At 53.7% G+C, this 9,807-nt stretch carries 11 protein-coding genes; 4 read left to right on the plus strand and 7 right to left on the minus strand.

The window, feature by feature from the left end:
• A partial coding sequence (locus Q0J74_RS08595) for an enoyl-CoA hydratase-related protein (protein WP_297213357.1) occupies window positions 1-497 on the minus strand: 497 nt, incomplete at its 3' end.
• A gap of 271 nt (window positions 498-768) precedes the next feature.
• The gene (locus Q0J74_RS08600) at window positions 769-1,479 is read right to left on the minus strand and encodes a DUF554 domain-containing protein (protein WP_297213360.1); all 711 of its coding nucleotides are present in this window, start codon (window positions 1,477-1,479) and stop codon (window positions 769-771) included.
• A 131-nt stretch (window positions 1,480-1,610) separates the two neighbouring features.
• Between Q0J74_RS08600 and Q0J74_RS08605 the strand changes: the two genes are divergently transcribed.
• Complete coding sequence (locus tag Q0J74_RS08605; RefSeq protein ID WP_297213363.1) at window positions 1,611-3,149, plus strand: putative polysaccharide biosynthesis protein; 1,539 nt, start codon at window positions 1,611-1,613, stop codon at window positions 3,147-3,149.
• Between the two features lie 54 nt (window positions 3,150-3,203).
• On the opposite strand, the gene rd is transcribed toward Q0J74_RS08605, so the two are convergent.
• Complete coding sequence (gene rd / locus Q0J74_RS08610; protein ID WP_297213366.1) at window positions 3,204-3,362, minus strand: rubredoxin; 159 nt, start codon at window positions 3,360-3,362, stop codon at window positions 3,204-3,206.
• 112 nt (window positions 3,363-3,474) lie between these two features.
• On the opposite strand from rd, the gene dusB reads away from it, so the two are divergent.
• Genes dusB through Q0J74_RS08625 form a run of 3 tightly spaced genes read left to right on the plus strand, consistent with a single transcriptional unit; the run spans window position 3,475 to window position 6,054 of the window.
• Window positions 3,475-4,458: a tRNA dihydrouridine synthase DusB gene (dusB, locus tag Q0J74_RS08615; protein WP_297213368.1), complete on the plus strand. Its 984-nt coding sequence runs from the start codon at window positions 3,475-3,477 to the stop codon at window positions 4,456-4,458.
• Window positions 4,459-4,486: 28 nt separating this feature from the next.
• Window positions 4,487-5,083, plus strand: a complete 597-nt coding sequence (locus Q0J74_RS08620; protein WP_297213371.1) for an RNA polymerase sigma factor — start codon at window positions 4,487-4,489, stop codon at window positions 5,081-5,083.
• A 41-nt stretch (window positions 5,084-5,124) separates the two neighbouring features.
• Window positions 5,125-6,054, plus strand: a complete 930-nt coding sequence (locus tag Q0J74_RS08625) for a zf-HC2 domain-containing protein (RefSeq protein ID WP_297213374.1) — start codon at window positions 5,125-5,127, stop codon at window positions 6,052-6,054.
• Between the two features lie 208 nt (window positions 6,055-6,262).
• Here Q0J74_RS08625 and Q0J74_RS08630 read toward each other — a convergent pair whose 3' ends face one another.
• The 4 genes from Q0J74_RS08630 to Q0J74_RS08645 form a co-directional block, all read right to left on the minus strand.
• Window positions 6,263-7,282 (minus strand): hypothetical protein, encoded by a 1,020-nt coding sequence (locus tag Q0J74_RS08630; protein WP_297213377.1) that lies wholly within the window; start codon window positions 7,280-7,282, stop codon window positions 6,263-6,265.
• 24 nt (window positions 7,283-7,306) lie between these two features.
• Complete coding sequence (locus Q0J74_RS08635) at window positions 7,307-7,450, minus strand: hypothetical protein (protein WP_297213380.1); 144 nt, start codon at window positions 7,448-7,450, stop codon at window positions 7,307-7,309.
• Window positions 7,443-9,248, minus strand: coding sequence for a DNA cytosine methyltransferase (locus Q0J74_RS08640; protein ID WP_297213383.1), 1,806 nt, complete (start codon window positions 9,246-9,248; stop codon window positions 7,443-7,445). The genes Q0J74_RS08635 and Q0J74_RS08640 overlap by 8 nt, the downstream gene beginning before the upstream one ends.
• A gap of 16 nt (window positions 9,249-9,264) precedes the next feature.
• Window positions 9,265-9,807: helix-turn-helix domain-containing protein (locus Q0J74_RS08645; protein ID WP_297213386.1), on the minus strand; the 543-nt coding region annotated here is incomplete at its 5' end.

Below are 9,807 nucleotides of genomic sequence, written 5' to 3' on the forward strand. Positions count from 1 at the left end.
TTGATGGTCTTGGCGGTGAGAATCAGCTCCATGGCCTTGCTCACGCCCACAATCCGGGGCAGCCGCTGGGTGCCGGCAAAGCCGGGGGTGATGCCCAGACCCACCTCAGGCTGGCCGAACCGGGCCTTCTCACTGGCCAGGCGGATGTCGCAGGCCATGCTCAGCTCACACCCGCCGCCCAGAGCAAAGCCGTTGATAGCGGCGATGACAGGCTTGGCCATGTTCTCCAGCTTCAGGAACACGCCGCCGCCGTGGACGCCGAACTTCTTGCCGTCAATGGAGGAAAAGCCCTTCATCTCACCAATGTCGGCCCCCGCCACAAAGGAACGGCCCGCTCCGGTCAGAATCATCACATAGATCTCGTCGTCAGCCGCCACCTGGTCGATGACCGCGTCCAGATCGCTGAGTACCTGGCTGTTCAGCGCGTTCAGCGCCTCCTGCCGGTCAATGGTCACCACGCCCACGTGGCCCTGCTTTTCCAGCTTCACGAATCCCATTTTGCCCTGCCTCCTTAATTTTGCTCATATAAGGTCAGAATCGTTATTTTTTTAACACTGCCTTTCCTAATAAGTATAATCCTTTCCGGCCCAACAGGCAAGCAAAATGCAGGCAGAAAAGCGTTATTTTTTTGTCAATGATTATGTAAAAAATGCACAAAGCCTGGAAATCCAGGCTTTGTGTCTCTCAGGAGAATGGTCAAACTGTCCCGTCTGTTTTTTACTTCTTGTCCGATATTCTCCTAATTAATCCTTCTTTTTCCAATTCGTCCTATGCCATTAATCCGCCCAGCCATTGGCTCAGCGGAATGTACCCCAGGGGCAGAAAAATTGCCGGCAGCATATTGCCCACACGAAGTTTTTCTTTGGGCAGCCCCAGCATATTGATCCCGATGCCCGCGATGATAGTCCCTCCCACGGCGCTCATCTCCGTCACCACCGCCGGGTCCATCCCCTGGCCCACCGCCCCGAAGATGAGGGTCAGCCCCCCCTGATAGAGCAGAATGGGCAGAGCGGCAAAGGCCACTCCCACCCCCATGGCGGCGGCAAAGGTAATGGACGTCACCCCGTCAATCACCGCCTTGGAGATGATAATATCATAGTTGTGATTCATGCCCGCCTCCATGGAGCCGTTGATGGCCATGGCACCCACGCAGAACAGCACCGAGGCGTTGACAAAGCCCTCCACAAAGCGGTTGTTGCCCTCTCCCCGGATCAGCCGGCGGCGGAGCAGCTCCCCCACGCCGTCCATCCGCTTTTCAATGTCAATGGCCTCCCCCAGCAGCGTACCCACCACCATGCACACAATAACGCACAGACTGTTCGCCGTGGCAATCATGCTGGTGATGCCGATACCCAGCACACACAGGCCCAGAGCAAAGGTCAGTCCTGTGGCAAACCGGGCGCTGATGCGGTTTTTGAACAACAGCCCCAGCACACTGCCCAGCAATATCAGAACTACATTGATTATGGTCGCAATCATTTCATTTCCCTGCTTTCGCACTGCAATGCGTTAATGAGGATATGATACCCCTTCTTTCCCGGTTTGTCAACGGATGACGTATGCCGGACAACCTGTGAGGAATAGAGTGACAGGGGAAGGGGGGCGCAGCCATGAAGCTCGAGCGCACATCCATGCTATACGGCACCCTGCTGCTGACCGGCACCGGAATATTCTCCCAGGCACTGGGGTTTGTATACCGCATCTTCCTCTCCCGCCTCATCGGGGCGGAGGTGATGGGCCTGTACCAGCTGGTGATGCCGGTGTACTCCGTGCTGATGTCCGTCACCGCGGTGGGACTGACGGCGGCGGTATCCAATCTGTCGGCAGAATACCACGCCAGGGGCAACCGGGCGGCCATCTCCGCCCTGCTGCGCCGCTGCCTGACCCTGTTTCTGGCCCTGCTGATTCCGGCAGCGGCGGTGGTGATCCTGTGCTGCGACCCCATTTCGGTCTATCTGCTGGGGGACGCCCGCACCCAGATGGGGCTGGTGCTGCTGCTGCCCTGCGTACTGCTTACCGGAGTGGAAAACCTGCACAAGCACTACTTCTACGGCACAGGAAATGTGCGGCCTCCGGCGGCGGTGGAGCTGTGCGAGCAGCTGATCCGGGCGGCGGCGGTGCTGGGGCTGCTGGTGCTCTTCCTGCCCCAGAACCCGGAACGAACGGTGGCTCTTATTGTGCTGGGCATGACGGGCTGCGAACTGTTTTCCGCCCTCACTCTGCTGCTGCTGGCGCGGCGAAGTCTGGATCGGGCCGCCGGACTGCCCGGGACGCCGCCTGCCCGCCGGACGCTGACCCGGCGGGTGGCGGGGGTGGCGCTGCCAGTGGGGATGACCAGCCTGCTGGGTAACCTCATGGGCTCGGCCACGGCGGTACTCATCCCCCAGCAGCTGGTGCGCTCGGGGGCTGAGGTAAGCCAAGCCATGAGCGCCTTTGGCGTGATGTGCGGCATGACCATCCCCATGCTCTGCCTCCCCACCGCCTTCATCGGCGCCCTGGGGCTTACCCTGATGCCCAGACTGGCCCAGGCCGCCGCCCTGGGACGGACCGATCTGGTGCGCAGCCGGCTGGACCGGGCCATGCTGGCCACTTCGGTGCTGGTGCTCCCCGCCATGGCCCTGCTTACCGCACTGGGTCCCACCCTGGGGGTGCTGCTGTTCCGGGAGCCGGCGGCGGGGGATTTTCTGCTCCCTCTGGCCGTAGGAGTGGCCTTCACCTGCTACCAGGCGGTGCTGGCCGGCGCACTCAACGGTGTGGGACGGCAAAAAACCGCCGCCCGCAACGCCCTGCTGTCGGCGGTAACCGAGCTGGGCTGCACCTTCTTTCTTATGGGTCTGCCCGGGGTCGGTCTGAAAGGCTATGTGGCCGGCTTTGTGGCCTCCGCCGTTCTGGGCGCCTGGCTCAACTGGCGGGGCATCCGCCGGACCACCGGGCTGCGGGCCAGGCTCTTCCCCTGGTGTACCGCCCCAGGCCTGGCCGCCCTGCTGACGGGTCTGGTCACCCGGCTGCTGTTCCAGGTGCTGTGTACCCACGGCCTGGCCCAGATCCCCGCCATGGGGGTGTGCCTGGTGTTCAGCGGGGTTCTCTACCTGGCCGGACTCCAGGCCCTGGGCATGTCCCTGCCGGACATCTTCCGCCGGAAACCATAAAAAGCGGCGGCCCGCCCTCCGGGAACCTCCCGGGAAGAGCGGACCGCCGTTTTTTTACTGCTTGGAAAACTGATCCTTACCCACGCCGCACAGAGGACACACCCACTCGGCAGGCACCTTCTCCCAGGGAGTGCCGGGGGCCACGCCGTTCTCCGGGTCGCCATTGGCGGGATCGTAGATATAACCGCAGATGTCGCAAACATACTTATCCATCTAAAACGCTCCTTTCCGTTCATACGGGGCGGGGAAACAGCCTTGCTTGAATCCCGGCCATGTGGTATGATACGTTTGTTACGCCACTATTTATAACACATGAGGGGACATTGTGAAAATTGGCAATATTACTATAAATTCCAGGCTGGCGCTGGCTCCGATGGCCGGAGTGACCGATCTGGGCTTTCGCACCGTCTGCCGGGAGCTGGGGGCGGGATACACCGTCACCGAAATGGTGAGCGCCAAGGCCCTGTGCTACCAGGATAAAAAGTCCATTCCCCTGCTGAAGCTGGGCGAGGGCGAACATCCTGCCGCCGCCCAGCTCTTCGGCAGCGACCCGGCCTGTATGCAGGAGGCCGCCGCCATCGCCGGGGCGGTGTCCGGGGCGGACATTCTCGATATCAACATGGGCTGTCCGGTACCCAAGGTGGCCAATTCCGGGGACGGCTCCGGCCTGATGAAGAACCCGGATCTGGCGGTAAAGGTGGCTGAGGCAGTCATCCGGGGAGCGGGCGGCCGGCCGGTAACGGTGAAGTTCCGGCTGGGTTGGGACAAGGGTTCCATCAATTGCGTGGAATTTGCCCGGGCCATGGAGCAGGCCGGGGTGGCCGCCGTGGCGGTTCATGGCCGCACCAAGACCCAGATGTACGCCGGCAGGGCCAACTGGGACTATATCAAGGCGGTGAAGGAGGCGGTGTCCATCCCGGTCATCGCCAACGGGGACGTGTTTGAACCGGAGGACGCGGTCCGCATTCTGAACTACACCGGGGCGGACATGGCCATGATTGGACGGGGCTGCTTCGGCAACCCCTGGCTGTTTCAGCGGGCGCAGGCCGCCCTGGCGGGGGATGCCATTCCGCCGCTGCCCCCCCTGGCCCAGCGGTGCGACACGGCGGTGCGGCAGTTCGAGCTGTCCGCCGCCCACAAGGGAGAGCACATCGCTTGCCTGGAGGCCAGGAAACATTATGCCTGGTATCTGAAAGGGGTCCCCTACGCGGGGTATTACAAGGAGCAGATCAGCCATGTGTCCACCCTGGCGGACATTTACAGGGTAACGGCGGGCATCAAGCGGGATTTGAAAGACGGGGCGCGCTGACGCCTGGGAAGCGAGGTGAGAGGAAGGCATGAAACCGGAGTGGGAGCTGGTCCAGCGGGCCAGACGGGGAGACGAGGACTCCTTTGCCGCCCTGGTGGAGCAGAACCAGGGGCGCATCTACAACCTGGCCCTGCGGATGGTGGGCAACCCGGACGACGCAGCGGAGCTGTGCCAGGAGGCCTTCCTTAACGCCTGGAAGGGGCTGGGAAAGTTCCAGGGGGACAGTTCCTTCGCCACCTGGCTCTACCGGCTCACCAGCAATGTGTGCATTGACTTCCTCCGTCGGGAGAAGCGGCGGAACACCTTGTCCATGACGGTCTCTCTTGACGACGACGGGGAGGCGCAGCAGGCCGATTTGCCTGACGAGCGCTTTTCCCCCCACCTGGAGGCCGAGCGCCGGGAGCAGCGGGACCTTCTCCGGGCCGGCCTGGCCGCCCTGTCCGCCGAGCATCGGAAGGTGCTCATCCTCCGGGAACTGGAGGGATTGTCCTACGGGGAGATTGCCCAGCTGCTGGATCTGGAGGAGGGTACCGTCAAGTCCCGCATCGCCCGGGCCAGACTGGCTCTGCGGAAATATTTGAAAGAGCACGGGAACTTTTTTGACGGCTTTTCGTCCATAGACTGAAACAAGCGGAGCAACGCTTCGCGCGGAAAGGAGGGAACGACATGCTGAATTGTGATCAGGCGCTGGAGCTTATCAGCGCCAAGGTGGACAACGCCCTGACGGCGGAAGAATCCGCTGCTCTGGAGGAGCATCTGGCGGCGTGTGCGGCGTGCCGCGCCCTCCTGGCTGAGTTTGAGGCGCTCCACCGGGAGCTGCCCTCCCTGGCGGCCCAGCCCCCGGCGGCCCTGAAGGGCGATATTATGGCGGCGGTGCGCCAGTCCAAGGTCACCCCCTTCCAGGGGAAGAAAACCCAGTGGCGGTGGCGCTCTTTGGCCTCCCTGGCGGCGGTGCTGGTGCTGGTGGTTGCGGGCAGCAGCGCTCTGCGCCAGTGGGACGGCGCTGCCTCCCGGAGTGGGATCGCGCAGATACCCGCGGGCGCCGACGCGGAGGTAGCCATGGCCCAGGACACCGACTCCGCCGCCCTCGCGGCCCAGTCGCCCGAAGAGCAGGAGCAGGCCGAAACCGTCGAAAAGAGCGGCCGGAATCTGGAGAGCGGCGAAACAGATGCTCAGCGATCCAACTTCGGCGAAGAGGCGGCGGGGAACGCCGTCTCCTCCACAACTCCCGCACCGGCTCAGGAAATGGTTCCGGCAGCGGAGCCCAATACCTTCTCCATCGCCCCTGAACAGCAGCCCGATCCCACCGGGTTGCCTAACAGCGCCGCCACAGCGGGACTTACCCAGGCGGAGGCGGTGGAGCAGCTGGCCCTGTGGTTGGGTTGGCCGGCGGACAGTCTGACCGCGGACAGCAGCGGGGTCCTCACCGGTCCCAGCCAGGACGGCGTCAGCCGCACCATCACCTGCGTGGGCCTGAATGAGGCCGGCACAGGCTGGCTCTGCCAGGTGGAAGAGCTTGCGCCTGGCCCGGAGGGCAACGCAAGCTGTATTACCTATACCGTTCTTCTGGACGGAAGCGGCATTTCTCAGCCATAAATGTGTAAAAAGCGAAGCTGACGGAAAAGACCTCGAGACCGTTTTCAGCCGCGACATGCGTGTGGCTGAAAATACTGCTCAGGCCGCAAGTGTAGGATTCATCCGCCGCAGGCGGACAAATCCTGCGCACAGTGGACTGCATGGCTCCACCACTTTCCCCGACAGTCTGAGCCGGACAGCTATTGCTGTTCGGCTCCTGTCAGAAAAACTAATGGTCTTCTGTCGAAATAATACCTGTAGCAATTTTATTCCAAATATCACGATGCTCAAACCCGATAGCTTCATCTTCTTCTAGTTTTTTTACATAAGCAGGAAGAACAGCACCCGGATTGGTAAGCATGCGTAGATAGTATTTAATGCTTGGGATTACACCATTAACAATCAACTGACATCCTAATAACTTCTTGACATTTTTAACTTCCTTGAGAACGGCTTCGCTCGGTTCATGTTGTGCATGAGTCGTTAAGATATAATATCTGTCGACTTGGCTACCTCTGATTTTTTGCTTTGCAGAATCAACCATTGCTGTTGTAATTGGTAAGCCGTGTTTTACCTCGATAGCCTCAAAGGGATTTCCTTTATCGTCTACCACTTCAATATCACCAATGGCACCAGTTTGCGCATCTGCTGCTGAATGAGCTTCTAGCGATTTTAAATGTTTCCCATTGAATCTACTAATTTCATCCAATAGAACGGTATATATCGCATATAGTGCCAATACCGGCAATCTTGAAGCGCCTTTAGAATCTTTATATTTATAAAAAAAGTGCGCTTCAAACAAGTTGGTGATTTGGAGAACATCTTGGATTTTAGGAATTGCTAGTACAATCTTAGAGGCTTCTCTCAGTTGTAACCGCCTCCATAAAAGGAAGGCTAATGCATAAAATGCACTTTGTTTGTGTGTTTCGACCTGATCATACGCAACTAAAAATGGTACTTTTATAGTGCCGATGTTTTCATCATAATCCAGCATATATGGTTTTGGTCTTTCGAATGTGCGAGTTTGCCAACCTGACTTTGCACCATGAAACTCATGTGCGTCCATCCAAGGATAAATAATTTCTTCAGATACTCCTCGGAAATTAAAGCCTGCTGGCCTATCTGTCTTATCTTGGATTTGGACTTGATGATATCGAACATCAACCGCTTCGCCAAAGACTGACTTGATTGACAAGCTTGTAATTAGATTGCTATAGCCAGTAGATGCTTTTTCACAATATTTTGCCATTATTTCTAATGCATCGATAAATTCCTAATTCAGATTATCCGATGCGAAGGCTGGAATTTCTTCCTTTTTTGTTACAAAGTATTCTTCAGCAACTTCGAAAGCCTCGTCTAGTTTGGCACTAATCTTTTCATCTAGATCCTTTGGTCTTGGAATGTCTTTTTTAGCCATTTAATTGTTCCTCTCTTACATAGAAATTCATTTGTTTATCATATGGGAGCGTAAACGGATAAGCTACCATATATACTCCCTGAGGAATAGCTATATTGGTTTCATGACATCTAATGTCAAATCTATATCGTCTCAATGTCCTTGCAAGTTCTATAAAACTATCTTTCTGAAAATGATTTCCCCACATATCAAGAAGTTTCTCCTTGGGAAAATAAGCAGAACAATTTTCAAATTTCATACAATGATCAGCGAATTTGAAAATAGGCAAATCAGATCTGCGTTCAAAAGACAACACTTCAAAAATAGGGTGTGGTTCAGTGAAATGGCCATACAATTCAACTAATGACCGAAAGTTGCTTGATTTTTTTACCCAAACGTCGACGGCATTCCACATAGTTTGAACTCCATGCTCACTCTCTCCATGTACCGTGATTTTTAATTCAATTTTTCGATCTCTATTTATTCCATCAAATGCTGCAAGTTTCAATATTGCTTGAATTTTAGAGCTTGTATCTGTTCTTACATCAATGGCCACTACATTGTTTTCATCAATTGCAACTTTAAGATTGTCTTTTACTTTAGCTGTGGTAGGGGTAACATGATCTTGAAAAGGAAATAAATGAAACATATCCATAGGATGTTTTTTGCGATTTTCAAGAACTGCCTGATGTAAGGCCTTTGTTTTCTGCGCCTTTTTCCCTTTTCTCTTATCAAAAGAAAGAACATCCCCAGGTTGTAAATAATCAATTCCTGTAGGCATGTCGAAAATTTGCTCTTTAATTGCTAAAGCCATATAGTATGCAATCTTAGGGCAGACAGAATTACCAATTTGTCTTATTTGTGCAGCCCTATCACCAAAGAAAATATGCTCATCAGGAAACCCCTGGATGCGCTTATACTCTGCAATGGTAAAATATCTGTTATCCCAATGCAATGGGCCGGTATATTTTCCAGGTGATGCAATAATTGTTTTTACCGGATAGTCCGGATTAGCCTTATACAAAAAATCAGAGAATCTTGATCTATATGCAAAAATAGGCTCTGGATAACCTCTCTTTGCAGTAAAATGCAAATAATTACTTCCCGGAGGAACTAATGGCAATAATTCAGAGTATTTTCCACCCTCGAATTTAGTTTCCAAACAATCTTTTTCTGTAAATGGTAATCCAGAAATTGCTTCACCAACTGAAACATATTCTTTTTTATCAATACTATCTATCCCATAAATTGGTCTGGGATACAAAAAAGATTTGTCATTCTTATGACCAACAATAAACATTCTTTCTCTTTGTTGCGGTGCTCCATAATCTTCCGCATCCAAAATGCGATGTTCTATGACATAACCAAGTGCAGAAAAAGAATCCACAATATTCTGAAAATCTTTTCCTTTGTTTGTTCCGAGAATACCTCTTACATTTTCAAAAAGAAAAGCCTTTGGCTTAACTTTTTCTACGACTTTGCAATAGCTCTTAAATAGATTTCCGCGCTGATCTAATTGACCAGCTGCTCCTCCAGCTCTACGACCAGATGCAGAAAAAGATTGGCAGGGGGGACCTCCAATTATTAAATCAACATCGGTAGGTAGTATACTTAAATCCATAGTGGTAATGTCTTGTTCAACAACAATCATATCAGAAGAAAGAGTAGTTCCCGAATTGAGTTTAAGAGTTTCACAACATTCGTGATTGAAGTCTGTAGCAAAAAGAATGTTAAAGCCAGCCTTTTCAAAACCAATATCTAATCCACCACCACCTGAAAAGAGGCTAATGGTCCTAATCTCTTTATTGTTTCTACTCATTTTGGGCTCCTATAATTTAATCCTCGTGTAAAAATTCTAATATCTCGTCAGCACTGCAATTCAATGCCTTACAAATTTTTTCAATGCTTTCAATTGAAACATATTCGTTCCGTTTTAGTCTTGTAAGGATATTCGCGCTAACTCCTGCCATATCTTTTAACTGAGCATTTGTAATTTTCTTATCAATCATCATGTGGAATAGTCTATCATAATGGTCTTGCTTGCCGTCAAAGCTCTTGCAGGTAGCAAAATGTAGCTTATTCCCGCAATCGGGACAGAACAGAAGCCCGGAGAACAATCCCTGCCGCTGGGCTTTTGTGGGACGGCGTTTGTTTTTTCGCAGCTCCTGCACCCTGTCCCACTGAGCCTGGGAAACGATTGCTTCCTGCGTATCAGGGAAGATGCACATATCTTCGATGGCATTGGGAATCCGTTTTTTCAGCTTGTAGGACTTGGAATAGGTCTTGAAATTGCAGGTACAACCGGTGTACTCCATCCGTTCCAGAATACCCGCAACCGATTGACCAATCCAATGGTAAGGGCGCTCCGGCATCTTCTT

The organism is uncultured Flavonifractor sp. (assembly GCF_944387675.1).
In the GTDB taxonomy this organism is placed as follows: domain Bacteria; phylum Bacillota; class Clostridia; order Oscillospirales; family Oscillospiraceae; genus Flavonifractor.